The organism is Acidovorax sp. MR-S7 (assembly GCF_000400995.2).
Classification (GTDB): domain Bacteria; phylum Pseudomonadota; class Gammaproteobacteria; order Burkholderiales; family Burkholderiaceae_C; genus MR-S7.
On record NZ_DF238916.1, the window covers coordinates 12,014 to 29,967 of the forward strand.

13 protein-coding genes are annotated in these 17,954 nt (G+C 71.0%); 6 read left to right on the forward strand and 7 right to left on the reverse strand.

The window, feature by feature from the left end; genetic code table 11:
• The first annotated feature begins 5 nt into the window (after nt 1-5).
• From AVS7_RS09655 to AVS7_RS09665, 3 genes are read left to right on the forward strand one after another with little or no spacing between them, the layout of a single operon-like run.
• Nucleotides 6-2,090, forward strand: coding sequence for a DUF3488 and transglutaminase-like domain-containing protein (locus AVS7_RS09655; protein ID WP_020228250.1), 2,085 nt, complete (start codon nt 6-8; stop codon nt 2,088-2,090).
• Nucleotides 2,087-3,178, forward strand: a complete 1,092-nt coding sequence (gene mltB / locus AVS7_RS09660) for a lytic murein transglycosylase B (protein ID WP_034690524.1) — start codon at nt 2,087-2,089, stop codon at nt 3,176-3,178. Before AVS7_RS09655 ends, mltB begins: the two co-directional genes overlap by 4 nt.
• Complete coding sequence (locus tag AVS7_RS09665; protein ID WP_020228252.1) at nt 3,175-4,194, forward strand: DUF2059 domain-containing protein; 1,020 nt, start codon at nt 3,175-3,177, stop codon at nt 4,192-4,194. The genes mltB and AVS7_RS09665 overlap by 4 nt, the downstream gene beginning before the upstream one ends.
• A gap of 12 nt (nt 4,195-4,206) precedes the next feature.
• On the opposite strand, the gene AVS7_RS09670 is transcribed toward AVS7_RS09665, so the two are convergent.
• The 7 genes from AVS7_RS09670 to AVS7_RS09700 all read right to left on the reverse strand — a co-directional run bounded on the left by AVS7_RS09670 (nt 4,207) and on the right by AVS7_RS09700 (nt 11,740).
• The gene (locus AVS7_RS09670) at nt 4,207-5,508 is read right to left on the reverse strand and encodes a branched-chain amino acid ABC transporter substrate-binding protein (RefSeq protein ID WP_020228253.1); all 1,302 of its coding nucleotides are present in this window, start codon (nt 5,506-5,508) and stop codon (nt 4,207-4,209) included.
• 82 nt (nt 5,509-5,590) lie between these two features.
• On the reverse strand, nt 5,591-6,250 hold the full coding sequence (locus AVS7_RS09675) for a DUF2242 domain-containing protein (RefSeq protein ID WP_024001269.1): 660 nt from the start codon (nt 6,248-6,250) through the stop codon (nt 5,591-5,593).
• Between the two features lie 121 nt (nt 6,251-6,371).
• Nucleotides 6,372-7,415, reverse strand: a complete 1,044-nt coding sequence (gene tsaD / locus AVS7_RS09680; RefSeq protein ID WP_020228255.1) for a tRNA (adenosine(37)-N6)-threonylcarbamoyltransferase complex transferase subunit TsaD — start codon at nt 7,413-7,415, stop codon at nt 6,372-6,374.
• Between the two features lie 28 nt (nt 7,416-7,443).
• Nucleotides 7,444-8,607, reverse strand: a complete 1,164-nt coding sequence (locus AVS7_RS09685) for an ABC transporter substrate-binding protein (RefSeq protein WP_020228256.1) — start codon at nt 8,605-8,607, stop codon at nt 7,444-7,446.
• 121 nt (nt 8,608-8,728) lie between these two features.
• The gene (locus tag AVS7_RS09690; protein WP_020228257.1) at nt 8,729-9,166 is read right to left on the reverse strand and encodes a CBS domain-containing protein; all 438 of its coding nucleotides are present in this window, start codon (nt 9,164-9,166) and stop codon (nt 8,729-8,731) included.
• 83 nt (nt 9,167-9,249) lie between these two features.
• A complete protein-coding gene (locus AVS7_RS09695) occupies nt 9,250-9,894 on the reverse strand; it encodes a DUF937 domain-containing protein (RefSeq protein ID WP_020228258.1) in 645 nt (214 codons plus the stop codon).
• Nucleotides 9,895-10,084: 190 nt separating this feature from the next.
• The gene (locus AVS7_RS09700) at nt 10,085-11,740 is read right to left on the reverse strand and encodes a PAS domain-containing methyl-accepting chemotaxis protein (protein WP_024001272.1); all 1,656 of its coding nucleotides are present in this window, start codon (nt 11,738-11,740) and stop codon (nt 10,085-10,087) included.
• A 247-nt stretch (nt 11,741-11,987) separates the two neighbouring features.
• On the opposite strand from AVS7_RS09700, the gene AVS7_RS09705 reads away from it, so the two are divergent.
• The 3 genes from AVS7_RS09705 to AVS7_RS09715 are packed head-to-tail and all read left to right on the forward strand — an operon-like array spanning nt 11,988 to nt 17,946.
• Nucleotides 11,988-13,241, forward strand: a complete 1,254-nt coding sequence (locus AVS7_RS09705; protein ID WP_034690528.1) for an efflux RND transporter periplasmic adaptor subunit — start codon at nt 11,988-11,990, stop codon at nt 13,239-13,241.
• Between the two features lie 14 nt (nt 13,242-13,255).
• Nucleotides 13,256-16,399: an efflux RND transporter permease subunit gene (locus AVS7_RS09710; protein ID WP_020228262.1), complete on the forward strand. Its 3,144-nt coding sequence runs from the start codon at nt 13,256-13,258 to the stop codon at nt 16,397-16,399.
• A complete protein-coding gene (locus AVS7_RS09715) occupies nt 16,396-17,946 on the forward strand; it encodes an efflux transporter outer membrane subunit (protein ID WP_020228263.1) in 1,551 nt (516 codons plus the stop codon). Before AVS7_RS09710 ends, AVS7_RS09715 begins: the two co-directional genes overlap by 4 nt.
• Nucleotides 17,947-17,954 lie beyond the last annotated feature (8 nt).

Below are 17,954 nucleotides of genomic sequence, written 5' to 3' on the forward strand. Positions count from 1 at the left end.
CGAAAATGGCCTCCAGCCCAATACCAACAAGCGCGAGCAGCTATCACAAAGGTAGCACCCTCGCCCACCTGCCGCGCGATGCGCGCGACACGCTGTTCCTGCTGGCCGTCGTGGCCTGCTGCATCGGCCCGCTGGCGGGCCACCTGCCGGCCTGGACCATCGCGCTGGCCATCGCGCTGCTGGCCTGGCGCGGCTGGCTGGCCTGGCGCGCGCGGCCGCTGCCCGGGCGCTGGGTGGTAGGCGCGCTGCTGGCGCTGGCCGTGGGGCTGACGCTGCTCACGCACCGCACCATCGTCGGCACGGAGGCGGGCGTCACCCTCATCGTCATGCTGCTGGCGCTCAAGACGCTGGAGCTGCGCGCGCGGCGCGACGCCATGGTGGTGTTCTTCCTGGGCTTCTTCACGCTGCTGGCCAACTTCCTGTTCTCGCAGTCGCTCGCCACCGCCGCCGCCATGCTGGTGGCGCTGCTGGGCCTGCTCACGGCCCTGGTCAACGCCCACCTGCCCGTGGGCCGCCCGCCGCTGGCGCAATCGATGCGCACGGCCGCGCGCATGGCGCTGCTGGGCGCGCCCATCATGCTGGCGCTCTTCCTGCTGTTCCCGCGCATGGCGCCGCTGTGGGGGGTACCCGCCGAAACGCTGGCCGGACGCAGCGGCCTCGCGGGGCAGATGAGCATCGGCAGCATGGCCTCGCTGGTGCTCGACGACAGCGTGGCCCTGCGCGTGCGCTTCCTTACCCCCGACGGCAGCCCCGGCGGGGAGCCTCCGCCGCAAAGCAGCCTGTACTTCCGCGGCCCCGTGCTCACGGCCTTCAACGGGCGCGAGTGGTACGCCCTCTCGCAGCCCGAGGCGCGCGCCATCACCTGGGCCAGCCCCACGCCCGCGCACCTGCAGGTGGAAGGCGAGCCGCTGCGCTACGAGGTCACGCTGGAGCCCAGCCGCCGCCCCTGGCTGCTCACGCTGGATGCCGCGCGGGAGCGCCCCGAGCTGCCCCAGGGCACCTGGGCGCTGATGTCACCCGAGCTGCAATGGATGGCCTCGCGCCCCGTCCTCAGCGTGCTGCGCTACCGTGCCGAGAGCCACCTGCGCTTCACCCACGGCCCGCAGCGCCGCACGCCCGAGATGCGCGCCTACGTGCAGCTGCCTCCCGGACTGAACCCGCGCACCCAGGCCCTGGCCCGGCAGATGCAGGCCGACCCGCAACTGGCGGCCGGCGGCGCGCAGGCCTATGTGGACGCCGCCCTCGCGCGGCTGCGCACCGGCGGCTACACCTACACGCTGGAACCCGGCGTGTACGGCGAGCACACGGCCGACGACTTCTGGTTCGACCGCAAGGAGGGCTTCTGCGAGCACATCGCCTCGGCCTTCGTCGTGCTGATGCGCGCCCTGGACGTACCCGCGCGCATCGTCACCGGCTACCAGGGCGGGCAGATGAACGCGATCGACGGCTACTGGACCGTGCGCCAGAGCGATGCCCACGCCTGGGCCGAGGTCTGGCAGGAAGGCCGCGGCTGGCTGCGCGTTGACCCCACGGGTGCCATCGCCCCCGACCGCGTGGGCCTGTTCCAGCGCCTGCAGGCGCCGCGCGGCGTGTTCGGCACGGCCATGGACGCTGTGGTCGGCCGCACGATGGTGCAGCACCTGCGCGCTGCCTGGGAGGCCATGAACAACGGCTGGAACCAGTGGGTGCTCAACTACACGCAAGGGCGCCAGCTCGACCTGCTCAAGTCGCTGGGCATGCAATCGCCCAGCGCGCAGGACCTGGTGCGCCTCATGGGCGTGCTGGCCGCGCTGGCTGCCGCCGGCGGTGTGCTCTGGGCCGCCTGGGAGCGCCGCCGCCACGACCCCTGGCAGCGCCTGCTGCTGCAGGCGCGCACCCGCCTGGCCCGCGCGGGCCTGCCGCTCCCCCCGCACACGCCGCCGCGCAGCATGGCCCGGCAGGCGCGCGAGCGCTTCGGCCCGCCGGCCGAGCCTGCCGCCCAATGGCTGCTGCGCGTGGAGCAGGCCCGCTACGCCCCCCGGCCCGCCACCGCCCTCACCTCCCTGCGGCGCGAACTGCGCCGCCTGCCCTGGCCTGCCCCCGCACCATGAACGCCGCGATCCGAAACGCTATTCTTACAATAGCTGCTTGCGCTTTCTCCATAAGCGCTACAGCCCAAAAGACCCCAAAAAAGCCCGCACCGGCCTACCACTACGCTGAAAGCGCCCAGGCCATGCAGTTCGCCGACGACCTGGCCGAGCGCCGCGGCCTGGACCGCGAATGGGTACGCCAGGCCATCGGCCAGGCCCGCCTGCTGCCGCAGGTGCCGCGCCTCGTGCTGCCGCCACCCAAGGGCACGCCGAAGAACTGGACCGCCTACCGCGCGCGCTTCGTCGAGCCCATCCGCATCCGCGCGGGCGTGCGCTTCTGGCAGGCCCATGCCGAGGCGCTGGCGCGCGCGGAGCGCGAATACGGCGTGCCGGCCGGCCTCATCGTCGGCATCATCGGCGTGGAAACGCTGTACGGCCAGCAGATGGGGAGCCTGCGCGTCATCGACTCCCTCGCCACGCTGGCCTTCGATTTCCCCGCCGCCCACCCGCGCGCCGCCGAGCGCCAGGCCTTCTTCGCGCGCGAGCTGGAGCAGTTCCTCACCCTCATGGACCGCACCGGCATCGACCCGCACGCGCCGCGCGGCAGCTATGCCGGCGCCATGGGCCTGGGCCAGTTCATGCCGTCGAGCTGGGCACGCTACGCGGTCGACTTCGACGGCGACGGCCGCATCGACCTGTGGAACAGCCCCGTGGACGCCATCGGCTCCGTGGCCCACTATTTCGTGGGCCACGGCTGGAAGACCGGCATGCCGACGCACTACGCCGTGGCGTTCGACACCGACCCGGCGCGGGTGCAGCTGGACACCCTGCTCGCCCCCGACATCCTGCCCAGCTTCAGCGCTGCCCGCATGGCCGCACTGGGTGCGGTACTGGACGCCGAAGGCAGCCAGCATGCCGGCCCGCTGGCGCTGGTGGAATTGCAAAACGGCGCCGCGCCGCCCAGCTACGTCGCGGGCACGGAGAACTTCTACGCCGTCACGCGCTACAACTGGTCGAGCTACTACGCGCTGGCGGTGATCGAGCTGGGCCGCGCCGTGGCAGCCGCCCTGCCTGCTTCCGCCCGTACCGCATCCCGGGAGTCCCCATGATCCTGCACCGCTCCCGCAGGCCGCTCGCGCACCACGCGGCCTGGCTGCTGGCTGCGCCCCTGGCCTGGCATGCGGCGTTCGCGCAGACGCCGGCCGCCCCGGCCACGCCCCCCGCGGCCGCCGCATCCGCGCCGCAGCCACCCGCAACGCCGGCCAGCGCGCACACGCTCGCCGGGCTGTTCGAGGACGAAGGCCTGCCCGCCCGCCTGGCCGCGTCGTTCGACCAGATCGACGCCCGCTACGCCCCGCGCCCCGACGACGAAGCCGATCCGCAGCGCCGCGCGCGCAAGCAGCGCCTGCACGCCGAGCTCTCCCCCTGGCTGCGCGCGCAATTCGACTGGAGCACCCGCCTGCTGCCTATGGCCACCGCCGCCTACCAGCGCGTATTGAGCGAAGACGAGGCACAGGCCCTGCGCGCCTATTACCGCACGCCCGCAGGGCAAACCTTCGTGCGCCAGGCCCTGCCCGCCGTCGAGGCAGCGCAGGCCGCGCTGGCGCAGCACATCCACGCCCAGGTCCTGGCCTGGCAGCAGGCGGCGGTGGCCGGAGCCGGGCCTCTCGCGGACGCCGACGCCCCTGCGCCCCGCAGCGACCACGAGCGCCAGGCGGGCGAACTCATCCTGCTGCTCGCACCGGGCGAGACCTACCGCAAGCTGGTGCAGGCCAAGGTGCAGGCGCTGGAATCCATCGAACCACACTGGCCCCCCGAAACCACGCGCCCCCAGCAGGCCGCGTGGCGCCAGCAGATTTCCGCCCGCGTGCGCGCCTTCGAGGCGCGCCACGCCCTGCCGGTGCTGGCTCAGGCGGTGGCCGCGCGCATCCCGCCCGGGGAGCTGGCCGCGCTGCTCGCCGCGGAGCGCACGCCCGCCCGCGCCGCGCAGCGCGCACGCACCAGCCTGGCGGCGCAGGCCCTGCAGAAGGACCTGCAGGACTGGCAGCGCCAGGAGCTGCTGCCGGCGATCCAAGGCCGGATCCTGGAGGCCCTGCGCGACGAAGCAGGCGCGCGCAAGCCCTGACGTCGCCGGGCGTCAGAGCCGCTGCATCTGGCAGGCGTGCGGCATCTCGGCCTGCGCGGCCGTGAGCTGGCGCACCACGCGGAAGCCGTAGCCCGAGCCTTCCACGTCGAACTGCACGCCCGGCGCGCCGCGCCGGTCCATCACGCCCACGACGAGCTGCTGCTGGAACTGGTGGTCCGCCGCGCGCATGGCCCCCGCCTGGCCCGCGAGCTGGACGCTGGCTTTCTCCAGTGCGTGCGCGACGGCCGTCGCGTCGGTGCTGCCGGCACGCTCGATAGACTGGGCCAGGGATTCGACCATGAGCTGCATGCGCATGTGCACGTAGTCGTCCTGCGGCTTGGGGAAGCGCGCGCGGAACGCGCGGTAGAACGCCTCGCTGCCCTGCGTGGGCACGTTGGGCAGCCAGTCGGCCACCGCCACCACCTTGCCCACGCCCGCCTCGCCCAGCGCGGCGGGCGCGCCCAGGGCGTTGCCGTAGAAGGTGTAGAACATGCCGTCGTAGCCCACCTCGCGCGCGGCCTTGACGAGCAGCGTGAGGTCGTTGCCCCAGTTGCCGGTGATGACGGCCTGCGCGCCGCTGGCCTTGATCTTCACGGCGTAGGGCGCGAAGTCCTTCACGCGGCCCACGGGGTGCAGCTCGTCGCCCACCACGGCCACGTCGGGCCGCTGGCTCGCGAGCTGGCGCCGGGCCTCGCGCAGCACGGCCTGGCCGAAGCTGTAGTCCTGGCCGATGAGGTAGACGTTCCTGACGCTCCTGTCCTCGCGGATCACCTGCATCAGCGCGGCCATGCGCATGTCGGCATGGGGGTCGAAGCGGAAGTGCCAGAAGCTGCACTTCTCGTTGGTCAGCGCGGGATCGACGGCAGAGTAGTTCAGGAACACCACGCGCCGCTGCGGGTCGCGCTGGTTGTGCTTGTTGACGGCCTCGACCAGCGCCGCGGCCGTCGCGGACGAGTTGCCCTGCATGACGAAGCGCGCACCGTCGTCGATGGCCGCGCGCAGGGCCGACAGCGCCTCCTCGTTCGTGCCCTTGCTGTCGTAGCGCGTGAGGACCAGCGGGCGGGCGCCGCCCTCGGCCGATGGCAGCTGCACGCCGCCGCGCGCGTTCACGCGCTCCATGGCCCAGGCGATGTTGCGGAACACCGCCTCGCCCGTGTTGGCGAAGCTGCCCGACAGGCTTTCGACCAATGCCACCTTGATGGGCGCGCCTGCGGGCTGCGCGGCGGTGGTGGTTTGCGCCGGCAACGGCGCGGCGGCGGCCCCGAGGGCCCATGCGCAGGCGACGGCGGCCTGGCGGCGGGAGATGGACATCATGCGTGCGAGAAGAAAGGAACGGAGCGGTGCTGCGCAGCGGTTGCGGTGCGAAGACCCCAGGACGATGGGAAGGCGCTGCCGCCTACTCGGCCGGCGGCAGCTCGGTGCCGCGGTCCACGGCCTCGCGCTCCTGCAAAGGCACGGGATGGGCCGTGGCCGGGCGCAGGTCGGGCAGCACGCCCACGTAGCGCTCGAAGATCTGGAAGAAGCGCTCGTAGAACTGCGCGTCCGTGACGGTTTCGCTGCCCACCTTGACCAGCGTGTCGTCGGTGGCGCTCACCGGCAGCGACACCGAGCCGATGGCCCCGACCCCCAGCGAGGCGGAGTTGTTGATCTTCTTGATCACGTAGCGGTCCTGCAGCGCGCTGGCGAAGGCCGAGGTGCGCGTGTCGCCCAGCCCCTCGGGGGCGCAGACGATGCGCATCTCCACCTCGTAGTGCACGTCGGTGTGCGGCTGGTAGTACTTGCGGCCGGCGACCAGTTCGCTGGTGGCGGTGTGCACCAGGTAGCCCTGGCTCAGCAGCGCGCGGCGCGCAGCCTCGCAGGTGCGCTCCTGCGAGGCGCCAATGTGGCGCGTGTGGATGCTGGCACCGTCGAAGTCGTTCGGCGTGAAGGCCAGGTTGCGGTCCAGCCCGGGCATGGACTCCGGCATGCGCGCGCAGCCCGACAGCAGCGCAGCGGCCAGCAGCAGAAGGGAAAAGGGAGCAAGCGGACGAGGGGAACGGCGTCGGGAACGGTTCACGGCAATCAGGAGGCGGTATGTCGCAGCAACGCACATTGTGAAGCCTGTATGGCCCGGAGCGTGCGGCGCGCCCCTGTAACCCATCGCAACGTCATGCCCACTGCCACGGGCCGCACGGCCCTCAGCCAGCGATGGCATCCAGCGGCCAGCGCGGCTTGACGTCGAAGGCGTAGTCGCGGTTGGGCTGCTGCTGCCCTGCCTGCAGGCGCATGGCGGCAGCCATGGCGATCATGGCGCCGTTGTCGGTGCACAGGTGCAGCTCGGGGTAGTGCACGCGCACGCCACGCCGCGCGCAGGCCGCGTCGAGCTGCGCGCGCAGCAGCCGGTTGGCGCCCACGCCGCCCGCCACCACGAGGCGTTGCAGGCCCGTGGCGTCCAGCGCCATCAAGGATTTCTTCACCAGCACCTCGACGATGGCGGCCTGCGTGCTGGCCGCCAGGTCGGCGCGGCGCGCCTGCAGGCCGTCGCCGAGCTTCTTCGCCTGGGTGAGCACGGCGGTCTTGAGGCCGGCGAAGGAAAAGTCCAGGTCGCCGCTGTGCAGCAGCGGCCGGGGCAGCTTGAAGGCGGCGGGGTCGCCCTCCTGCGCCAGGCGCGAGAGCGCCGGCCCGCCGGGATAGCCCAAGCCCAGCAGCTTGGCGGACTTGTCGAAGGCCTCGCCGGCCGCGTCGTCGATGGTCTCGCCCAGGATGGCGTAGCGCCCCACGCCGTCCACGCGCATGAGCTGCGTGTGCCCGCCGGACACCAGGAGCGCGATGAAGGGAAACTCCGGCGGGTCGCTGCTCAGGAAGGGCGAGAGCAGATGCCCCTCGAGGTGGTGCACGCCCAGCACCGGCCGGTCCAGCGCCGCGCCCAGCGCGCAGGCCACGCCCGCGCCCACCAGCAGCGCGCCGGCCAGGCCCGGGCCGCGCGTGTAGGCGACCACGTCCACGTCGGCCAGCTCCTGCCGCGCCTCGGCCAGCACCGCCTGCGTGAGCGGCAGCACGCGGCGGATGTGGTCGCGGCTGGCCAGCTCGGGGACCACGCCGCCGTAGTCCTGGTGCATCTCGATCTGGCTGTGCAGCGCGTGCGCCAGCAGCACCGGCAGGCCGCTGCCGGCCTGCGCGCGCACGAGCGCCACGCCGGTTTCGTCGCAGGAGGATTCGATGCCCAGGATCAGCCCATTCATAGGGCCGCAAGTGTAGCCCCCGCCTCCCTCACCAGCGGTCGGAGCGCATGCGCAGCTCCCAGCTGCCCTTGCGCAGCTCGTACACGCCCACGGCGCCGTAGCGCAGCTCGCCCTTGTCGTCCCAGGTCATGGTGCCGGTGACGGGGGCGTAGCCATTGATGGTGCGCAGTGCCTTGGTGATGTCCGCGGGCGCGGCCGAGCCGGCCTTCTTGATGGCCTCGCTGAGGACGTACATCGCGTCGTAGGTGTAGTGGCCGCCATAGGCGGGGGCTTTCCGGAAGGCCGCTTCGTACTTGGCCAGGAATTGCCGGCCGGTGGTGAACTCAGTCACGTCGAGCACGGGCGAGGTGGCGTAGATGCCGTCGACCACGCCCATGCCCTGGGTCATGTCGGTGGTCTTGACCAGGTCCCCGCCCAGCAGGGCCAGGCGCGTATGGCCGATCTTGCGCAGCTCCTCGAGCAGCGCCAGGGCCTGGAAGTCGTTGAGCATGCAGACGATGACGCTTACCCGCTCGTCCTTGAGCTTGGCCGCGAGGTCGGCGAAGGCGACTGTCTTGTCGTCGAAGCTCTGGCGCACGGTGATGTTCTTGCGGGCCGCCTGCAGCTCGGTGGCCGCACCGTCTGCCAGGCCCTTGCCGTAGGGCGAGCCGTCGTCCACCACGGCATAGCTCTCGGCGTTGAGCTGCGTGGCCGCGAAGGAGCCGATGGCGCGCGCCTGCAGCGAGTCGTTGGCCACGATGCGAAAGGGCGTGCCCAGCCCCATCTGCGTGATCCGGGGGTTGGTGGAGATGACGAGCTGCGGCACCTGCCTGGCCGCGTACAGCGGCGCGGCCTCGATGCTTACGCCCGAATTCAGGTGGCCGATCACCGCCACCACGCCCGAGTCCAGCAGCTGCTGCGCCGCCGCGCGCCCGGCCACGGGGTCGGAGCGGTCGTCCTGCGCCACGATCTCGAAGGCCACGCGCTTACCGTCGACCTGCACGCCGGACCGGTTCAGTTCGTCCACCGCCAGCTTCACGCCGTTGAGCAGGTCCTGCCCCAGGCCCGCGATGGGCCCGGACAGCGGCTGGGCCACGCCGATCTTGATGGTGTCGGGCACCTTGCTGCAGCCAGGCAGTCCCGCGCCGGCCAGCGCTGCCGCGCCCAGGCCGGCAGAGAACCTGCGGCGGCTTATTGCATTGTTCACGCGCATGCTCCTTCGCAAGGAAAAATGTGACCGGATGTATATCCACGAAGGGGGCCACGCGACAGCGGGAATGCCCGCATGGCCGCGGGCACCAGGGCAAACCCCGATGCCTGCGGCCCCGGCTGCATCAACGTGCGCCGGTGATGTACTGCTCCATCTGCTCGATAAGGAACTGCTGGTGCGAGATGATGTTCTTCACCAGGTCGCCGATGGACACCAGCCCCACCACCTCGCCATCGTCCACCACGGGCAGGTGGCGCAGGCGGTTCTCGGTCATGAGGGCCATGCAGTGGTCGGTGCTCTGCGTGGAGCGCACGAAGCGCACGGCGCGCGTCATCACCTCGCGCACGGGCGTGTCGCCCGAGCTGCGGCCCAGCAGGACCACCTTGCGCGCGTAGTCACGCTCGGTGAAGATGCCCGCGATCTGCCCGTCCTCCATCACCAGCAGCGCGCCGATCCCCTTGTCGGCCATGAGGCGCAGCGCGGAAAGGATGGTGTCCGAGGGGGCGACGCTGTAGATCTGCGCGCTGGACTTGGACTTGAGGATTTCTGCAACGGTTGTCATGGCGGCCTCCCTGGCTGTGAGTGGAACAAAAACCGAAACGCTGGGGGAAGTGTCCGCTGAACCCGGGCCGCCGTGCAAGTGACCTAGCGCCTTCCGCCGAGCAGGCTGCCGCCGATCTTGAGCAGGTCGCCCAGGCCCACTTGGCCGTCGCCGTCCTGGTCCAGCAGGCTGCCCAGCAGGTCGCCGCCCGGCGTGCCCTGGCGCTGCACGCTGGCGCGCTCCTGGCCCAGCATCTGGCCCAGGCCGCCGGCATCCATGCCGCCCGCGCTCACGCGCTGGGCGAGGAAGGACATGACGATGGGCGCCAGCATCTGCAGCAGCTGGCCCGCGTTCGCGCCGAGGCCGCTGGCCTGCCCCAGGCCCGATTCGGCGCGCGCCTGGCCTCCGCCGAGGATGTGGCCCAGGATGTCCGCGCCCGCCCCGCCGCCTTGCCGGCCGCCGCCCAGCAGGCCGCCGAGCAGCCCGCCCAGATCCATGCCGCCGCCCAGGCCCGCCGCCTGCTGGGGCATGTGGTCGCGCTGCAGCGCCCCGAACAGCGACTGCGCGCCTTGCGCATCCTGTGCATTGCGGCCCAGCGCGCCCAGCAGCAGCGGCAGCGCCATGGCCACGGCGCTTTGCGTCTCGGCGGTGCTGGTGCCCAGTTGCTGGGCGATGTTCTGCAGCGGCGCGCCCTGCAGTTGCTGCATCAGTTCTTCGGCCAGCAGCGGGGTGGAAGCGGAGTGGTTCATGGTCACGGATTCCTTCAAACGGTGGAGACGGCCCGCGAGGGGCCGCATGCCCGCATGGTATGCCGGCCCGCGCCGGACACGCGGGCATGCCCGGGTCCGCAACCGAAGTTGACAATCGCGGAAGACTTCAAATTCGATAGCTGCCTGCGCTTTCCCATCCAGCGCTGGAGGCCGATTTCGCTCACCACCCTCAGGCGCTGCCGGGCAGCGCGACGGCGGCGCCCCGCGCGGCCTTCATGGCGCGGCGCAGCTCCACGGCCTGCGGCGCCTGCCAGCTTTGCGCCGCATCGATGCGGAACATCTGCACCGTTTCGGAGACGATCTGCGCCTGGGCCTGCAGCTGCACGGCCAGCATCGCGCTCTGCTCGACCAGCGACGCATTTTGCTGCGTGATCGTGTCGAGGTGGGCCACGGCGGCATTCACCTGCGAGATGCCCGAAAGCTGCTCGTTGGATGCGTTGTGCATCTCGCCGATCAGCGTGCCCACGCGCCGCACCATGGAGAGGGATTCCTCCATGGTCTTCTGCGCCTCGCCGGTCTTGCGGTGGCCCTCGCCCACCGTGGCCGCCGACTCGGCGATGAGCTCGCGGATCTCCTTGGCCGCCGCCTGGGTGCGCTGCGACAGGCCGCGCACCTCGGCCGCCACCACGGCGAAGCCCCGCCCGTGCTCGCCCGCGCGGGCGGCCTCCACGGCGGCGTTGAGCGCCAGCAGGTTGGTCTGGAAGGCGATGCTGTCGATGAGCTGCGTGATCTCGCCGATGCGCACCGACGCCTGCTGGATCTGCTGCATGGTGGAGGCCACGCCATCGACCGCCTGGCTGCCGCGCTCGGCCACGGCGGTGGCCTGGTCCGCCAGCTGGGTGGCCTGGCGCGCCGACTCGCTGGTCTGCTTCACCGTGCCGGTGATCTGCTCCATGGAGGCGGCCGTCTGCTGCAGGTTGCTGGCCTGGCTTTCGGTGCGCCCGGACAGGTTGCGATTGCCCTCCGCGATCTCGCGCGTGGCGGCGCGCATCTTGTCGCTCTCCTGGCGCGCGTCGCGCACGATGGACAGCAGGTTCACGTTGAGCTGCGACAGCCCCTTTTGCAGGTCGCCCACCAGGTCGGCACGGGTGACGACGGGCTGCTGGGTCAGGTCGCCCGCCGCCATGCGGTTGGCGGCCTGCACCAGCTGCGCCAGCGGCGCCACGGCGACGCGCTGCACGTAGCCCAAGGCCACCAGCGTGACGGCCAGCGCCCCGGCCCACGCCAGCGCGTCCCAGCCTCCTGTGGCATGGGTGGCGGCATAAGCCGCGGCCCCCGCCGCCGCCAGCACGGCCAGGAAGGCCAGCCCGACCTTGCCCGCCAGCCCCAGCGACAGCGACTCCAGCAGCCTTCCTGCCGGCGTGGCCCGTACCAAGCGGCCCGCGCGCAGCGCGAGCACCTGGCGGCCGGCCTTCTCCTCCTCGCGCATGCACTGGTAGAGCCGCTCGGCCTCCTGCACCTGCGCCTGCGACGCCTCGGTGCGCACCGACATGTAGCCCACAGGCTGGTCGCCCTCCATGAGCGGCGTCACGTTGGCCATGACCCAGTAGTAGTCACCGTTCTTGCGCCGGTTCTTCACGGGCGCCGACCAGGGCAGGCCGTTGCCGATGGTCTGCCACATGTCCCGGAAGGCCTCGGGCGGCATGTCCGGGTGGCGGATCAGGTTGTGGGGCTGGCCCAGCAGCTCTTCGCGGGTGAAGCCGCTGACCTCGATGAACATGGGATTGCAATACAGGATGCGTCCCTGGAGATCGGTGGTCGAGACCAGCGTCTCCCCCTTGGGAAAAGCGAATTCCTGCCTACTGACCGGAAGATTCACGCGCATGAAGCCTCCCTCTTTCTTGGCTCTGGTGTGCCAGTTGGTATCCCGTTGCCGGAGGCTGATGCTCCCAGCCCGAATCGTCAGAACATTGTGAACGTTGACTTTCCTCAATGTAAAGAAAAATGAAGAAAACCGCCCTCCGGAGCAGCCCTAACGCCGATATGCGACATTGCGGTCTTGGCCCTGCCCCGGCCCGGCGCCGGGGGCCTCTGTTTGCCGGCCCAACCGAGACATACTGCGTTCCGCCTCCATGACACCCGCGATCCGCGTCAGCCCTGCCCTGGCCTCCTTTTCCCCCATCCCATCATCCCCCTCCGGCCCAGGCGCCGGGTTCAGGCTGGCATGGGGCATGGCCCTGGCGCTGGCGCTGGCCGCCTGCGGCGACAAGAACGCCGCGCCTGCCGCGGCCAGCCAGCCGCCGGAAGTGGGCGTGGTCACGCTCCAGCCCGAGCGCCAGCTGGTCACCACCGAGCTGCCGGGGCGCACCAGTGCCTTCCTGACGGCCGAGATACGCCCGCAGGTCGGCGGCATCGTGCAAAAGCGCCTGTTCACCGAAGGCGCGGAGGTCAAGGCCGGCCAGGTGCTCTACCAGCTGGACGCTGCCAGCTACGAGGTCGCGCTGGCCTCGGCCGAGGCTCAGCTGGCCAAGGCCCGCGCCACACTGAGCACGGCGCAGACCAACGCCCGGCGCAACGCCGAGCTGGTGAAGATCGACGCCGTCAGCCGCCAGGTGCACGACGACAGCCAGGCCGCCGCCGCGCAGGCGCAGTCCGACGTCGGAGTGGCCACCGCGGCCGTGGAGGCCGCGCGCATCAACCTGGGCTACACGCGCATCAAGTCGCCCATCGCGGGTCGCACCACCACGTCCACCGTCACGCCGGGCGCGCTGGTCACCGCCAACCAGGCGGCTGCGCTGACGACGGTATCGCAGGTCGATCCGCTCTATGTGGACGTGACCCAGTCCAGCACCGAGGTGCTGCGGCTGAAGAACGACCTGGCCAGCGGGCGCTTCAAGCGCGAGGGCAAGGACGACGTGCGCGTGGCCATCAAGCTCGACGACGGCAGCACCTACGCCCACCCCGGCCGCCTGCAGTTCAGCGGCGTGCAGGTCAATCCTGGCACCGGCGCGGTCACGCTGCGCGCCGTGGTGCCCAACCCCGACGGGCTGCTGATGCCCGGCATGTACGTGCGTGCCGTGCTGGAGGCCGGCGTGAACGAGCAGACCCTGCTCGCGCCCCAGCAGGCCGTGACGCGCGACCCGGCGGGCAACCCGAGCGTACTGGTCGTCACGCCCGAGAACAAGGTGGAGCGCCGCCGCATCGTGACCGGTGCGGCCGTGGGCAACCGCTGGGAAGTGCTCTCGGGCCTGTCGGCTGGCGAGCGCGTGCTGGTGGACGGCGCGCAGCGCGCCCGCCCGGGCAGCACGGTGCGTGCCGTGCCCTGGACGCCAAAGGCACAGGGCGCGGCCGCCCCGGCGTCCGCTCCCGCCTCCGCGCCGCAATAAGGGCCGGCCTCGCCATGGCGCAGTTCTTCATCAACCGCCCCGTCTTCGCATGGGTGCTGTCCATCGTCATCATGCTCGCGGGCGGTCTGTCCATCTTCACGCTGCCGCTGGAGATGTATCCCGACATCGCGCCGCCGCGCGTGACCCTCAACACCACCTACACCGGCGCCTCGGCCGAAACGGTGGAGAACTCGGTCACGCAGGTGATCGAGCAACAGCTCAAGGGGCTGGACCGGCTGCTCTACATGAGCTCCACCAGCGACTCGGCCGGCCGCTCGCGCACCACGCTCACCTTCGAGCCCGGCGCCAACATCGACGTGGCCCAGGTGCAGGCACAGAACAAGCTGCAGGGCGCGGTCAACCGCCTGCCCGATGCGGTCAAGAGCCGCGGCGTGTTCGTCAACAAGGGGGGCCAGGACTATCTGGTGACCTACGTGTTCACCTCGCCCGACCCGAACGTGTCGCAGGTGACCATCGGCGACTACCTGACCAGCAACGTGGTGGACGTGATCGCGCGCGTGGACGGCGTGGGCGACGTGACCGTGTTCGGCACCAACTACGCCATGCGCATCTGGATGGATCCGGCGCTGATGGAGAAGTACGCGCTCATGCCCTCGGATCTGGTGAACGCACTCAACGCGCAGAACGCCCAGGTCTCGGCCGGCCAGCTCGGGCAGTTGCCCGCGGTGCCGGGGCAAATGCTCAATGCCACCGTCACCGCCCGTTCCAAGCTGCAGACGGTGGAGGAGTTCAAGGACATCGTGCTCAAGTCCGCCTCCGACGGCTCGGTGGTCACCATGGCCGACGTGGCGCGCGTGGAGCTGGCGGCCGACACGCTCACCGTGCGCTCCATCCTCAACGGCCAGCCGGGCGCGGGCCTGGGGATCGTGCTGGCCGACGGCGCCAACGCCATGGAAGTGGCCGATGCCGTGGCCAAGAAGATCGCCGAGCTGGCGCCCTTCTTTCCCGACGGCATCACCGGCTTCGTCAGCTCCGACACCACGCCCTTCGTGCGCGCCTCCATCAAGGAGGTGGTGGTGACTCTGGCCGAGGCCATGGTGCTGGTGACGCTGGTGATGTTCCTCTTCCTGCAGAACTTCCGCGCCACGCTGATCCCGGCCATCGCCGTGCCCGTGGTGCTGCTGGGCACGCTGGGCGTGCTCTCTGCCATGGGCTACTCCATCAACATGCTGACCATGTTCGCGCTGGTGCTGGCCATCGGCCTGCTGGTTGACGACGCTATCGTGGTGGTGGAGAACGTGGAGCGCGTGATGAGCGAAGAAGGCCTGTCGCCCAAGGAGGCCACCCGTAAGTCCATGAAAGAGATCACGCCCGCGCTGGTGGGCATCGGCCTCACGCTGTCGGCGGTGTTCGTGCCCATGGCGTTCTTCGCAGGGTCGGTGGGCGTGATCTACCGGCAGTTCTCGGTGACCATCGTCGCGGCCATGGGCCTGTCGGTATTCGTGGCGCTGACGCTCACGCCAGCGCTGTGCGCCACGCTGCTCAAGCCCATGGCGCACGAGCGCACAGTGCGCCGCGGCCCGCTCGGCTGGGTGGACCGTTTCTTCCTCTGGTTCAACCACCACTTCGACCGCAGCGCCACGCGCTACCAGGGCGCGGTGGCGCGCCTGCTGCGCCGCACCGGCCGCATGGCGGTGCTGTTCGGCATGGTGCTGGCGGCCGTGGCCTTCATGTTCCACCGCCTGCCCACGTCCTTCCTGCCCAACGAGGACCAGGGCTTCGTGCGCGTCATCGTCACCCTGCCCTCGGGCGCCACCGATGCACGCCTGCAGCAGGTGATGGACGAGATCCGCCTGTACTTCAAGGACAAGCCCGAGGTCTTCAGCACCAACGCCATCCTGGGCAACAACGGCAACCAGAGCTCCGGCTCCATGTTCGTGCGGCTCACGACCTGGGACCAGCGGCCGCTGCCCGGTCAGTCCGCGGAAGCGCTGGTGCGCCAGGCCAACAAGGACCTGGCCAGGATCCGCGATGCGCGCATCATCGTCACGCTGCCGCCGGCGGTGCGCGGCCTGGGCGCGAATGCGGGCATCAACTTCGTCATCAAGGACCTCAACGGCCTGGGCCACGAGGCGCTGATGCAGGCGATGGACAAGGTCATCACCACCTCGCGCGACCACCCGGCCCTGACCAACATGCGCACCACCGGCTTCGACGACACGTCCGAGCTCAAGGTGGAGATCGACGACCGCAAGGCTGCGGCCCTCGGCATCGCCGTGGCGGACATCAATGGCGTGCTCTCCAGCGCCCTCGGCGGCACCTACGTGAACGACTTCATCCACCAGGGCCGCGTCAAGCGCGTCTACATCCAGGGCGATGCGCCCTCGCGCATGCTGCCGCAGGACATCGGCCAGTGGTCCGTGCGTAACAAGAACGGCGAGATGGTGCGCTTCGCGGCCTTCGCCACCACCTCCTGGTCCAGCGGCTCGCCCCAGCTCATGCGCTACAACGGCAGCCCCGCCATGGAGATGGAGGCGAACACCGCGCCCGGCGCCAGCTCGGGCGACGCGATGGCCGCCATCGAGGAAATCATGGCCACCATGCCGACCGGCATCGGCTTCGAGTGGACCGGCGCCTCGCTGCAGGAGCGCCAATCGGGCTCGCAGGCGCCCATGCTCTACGCCGTCTCCATCCTCTTCGTGTTCCTGTGCCTGGCGGCGCTCTACGAGAGCTGGAGCGTGCCCTTCTCGGTCATGCTGGCCGTGCCGCTGGGCGTGATCGGCGCGCTGTCCGCCACCTACCTGCGCGGCATGGCCAACGACGTCTATTTCCAGGTCGGCCTGCTCACCACCGTGGGCCTGGCGTCGAAGAACGCCATCCTGATCGTGGAATTCGCCGTGCAGCTGCAGGAGCGCGGGCGCAGCCTGTTCGACGCCACGGTGGAAGCCGTGCGCCTGCGCCTGCGGCCCATCCTCATGACCTCGCTGGCCTTCGGTTTCGGCGTGCTGCCCCTGGCCATCGGCACGGGCGCAGGTGCCGGCGGGCGCCAGGCCATCGGCACCGCCGTGCTCGGAGGCATGGTGTTCTCCACCCTGCTGGGCATCTTCTTCGTGCCCGTGTTCTTCCTCATCGTGCGCCGCCTGTTCACGCGCACCCCGGCCGCCCACCAGGCACCCCAGCCGGAGGCCACGCCATGACCCGCCCCTCCATCCCCGTGCTCTGGGCGCTGCCGCTGGCGCTCACCGCCTGCACCTCGCTCGCGCCCGAGTACCACGCCCCCGCCCTGCCCGTGCCGCAGACCCTGGGCGCCACCCAGCCGCAAGTCCCGGCGCAGGCGATGGCCCCGGACCGCGAGGCCGCCCTGCGCATCACCGAGGACGGCCCCATGCCCTGGGCCGGCTTCATCCAGGAGCCGCGCCTGCGCGAGGTGGTGGCCCTGGCGCTGGACCACAACCGCGACCTGCGCGTGGCGCTGCTGGCCATCGAGCGGGCGCGGGCGCAATACGGCATCGAGCGCTCCGCCCTCTTCCCGGCCGTCAATGCCACGGGCGCGGGCAGCCGCAGCCGCACGGCCGACGACCTGGTCACCGCCGGCCGGCCCAACGTCTCGGGTCAGTACAGCGCCCAGCTCGGCTTCACCGGCTACGAGATCGACTTCTTCGGCCGCGTGCGCAACCTCAATGAAGTGGCACTGCAGGAATTCCTGCGCGTGGCCGAGAACCGCCGCAGCGTGCAGCTCAGCCTGGTGGCCGAGGTGGCGAACGCCTGGCTCGCCCTGGATGCCGACGCGCGCCGCCTGCGCCTGGCCCGCGAAACCCTGCGCACGCGCCAGCAGGCGCTCGACCTCACGCGCCAGAGCCACGCGCTGGGCGCCGCCTCGGGCCTGACACTGGCTCAGACCCAGACCACCGTGGACAGCGCGCGCGCCGACGTCGCGGCCTACGTATCGCAGCTGGCCAAGGACCGCAACGCGCTGGCGCTGCTGGCAGGCACCGCCGTGCCCGACACGCTGCTGCCGCCCGGCGTAGCCGATGCCATGGCCCCGCCCGCCGCCACCGGCGCCGGCGCCACCCCGCACCTGGCCCCGCCGGCCGAGCCCGCCGCGGTGCTGCTGGCCGTACCGTCCGACCTGCCTTCCAGCGTGCTGCTGCGCCGCCCCGACGTGCAGGCGGCCGAGCACCAGCTCCAGGGCACCTACGCCAACATCGGCGCAGCGCGCGCAGCCTTCTTCCCATCGATCACCCTCACCGCCTCGGTGGGCGTGGCCAGCAACCAGCTCTCGGGCCTGTGGGGCGGCGGCAACGGCACCTGGAGCTTCGCGCCACAGATCCGCCTGCCGATCTTCGACGCCGGCCGCAACCGCGCCAACCTGCGCGTGGCCGAAACCGCGCAGGGCACCGCCGTGGCCCAGTACGAGAAAGCCGTGCAGACCGCCTTGCGCGAGGTGGCCGACGCCCTGGCCGAGCGCGCCACCCTGGCCGAGCGCCTGGACGCGCAGCGCTCGCTGGTGGACGCCACGCAGCGCGCACTGGAGCTGTCGGATGCACGCTACCGCCTGGGTGCGGACAACTACCTCACCGTGCTGGATGCGCAGCGCTCGCTCTATGCCGCGCAGCAGGCGCAGATCTCGCTGCATCTGGCCGAGCAGGTGAACCGGATCACGCTCTACAAGGTGCTGGGCGGGCATTGGGCGGACGGCACCTTGCTGCGCGAGGATGTGGAAGGTGTGGCTGACAGGGGCTGATTGCTCCT

Coding starts and splice junctions, on each gene's coding strand:
- AVS7_RS09710 (WP_020228262.1), top strand. CDS start 13,256: ATGGCGCAGTTCTTCATCAACCGCCCCGTCTTCGCATGGGTGCTGTCC.
- AVS7_RS09685 (WP_020228256.1), bottom strand. CDS start 8,607: ATGCGCGTGAACAATGCAATAAGCCGCCGCAGGTTCTCTGCCGGCCTG.
- AVS7_RS09700 (WP_024001272.1), bottom strand. CDS start 11,740: ATGCGCGTGAATCTTCCGGTCAGTAGGCAGGAATTCGCTTTTCCCAAG.
- AVS7_RS09665 (WP_020228252.1), top strand. CDS start 3,175: ATGATCCTGCACCGCTCCCGCAGGCCGCTCGCGCACCACGCGGCCTGG.
- AVS7_RS09690 (WP_020228257.1), bottom strand. CDS start 9,166: ATGACAACCGTTGCAGAAATCCTCAAGTCCAAGTCCAGCGCGCAGATC.
- AVS7_RS09705 (WP_034690528.1), top strand. CDS start 11,988: ATGACACCCGCGATCCGCGTCAGCCCTGCCCTGGCCTCCTTTTCCCCC.
- mltB (WP_034690524.1), top strand. CDS start 2,087: ATGAACGCCGCGATCCGAAACGCTATTCTTACAATAGCTGCTTGCGCT.
- AVS7_RS09695 (WP_020228258.1), bottom strand. CDS start 9,894: ATGAACCACTCCGCTTCCACCCCGCTGCTGGCCGAAGAACTGATGCAG.
- AVS7_RS09715 (WP_020228263.1), top strand. CDS start 16,396: ATGACCCGCCCCTCCATCCCCGTGCTCTGGGCGCTGCCGCTGGCGCTC.
- AVS7_RS09670 (WP_020228253.1), bottom strand. CDS start 5,508: ATGATGTCCATCTCCCGCCGCCAGGCCGCCGTCGCCTGCGCATGGGCC.
- AVS7_RS09655 (WP_020228250.1), top strand. CDS start 6: ATGGCCTCCAGCCCAATACCAACAAGCGCGAGCAGCTATCACAAAGGT.
- tsaD (WP_020228255.1), bottom strand. CDS start 7,415: ATGAATGGGCTGATCCTGGGCATCGAATCCTCCTGCGACGAAACCGGC.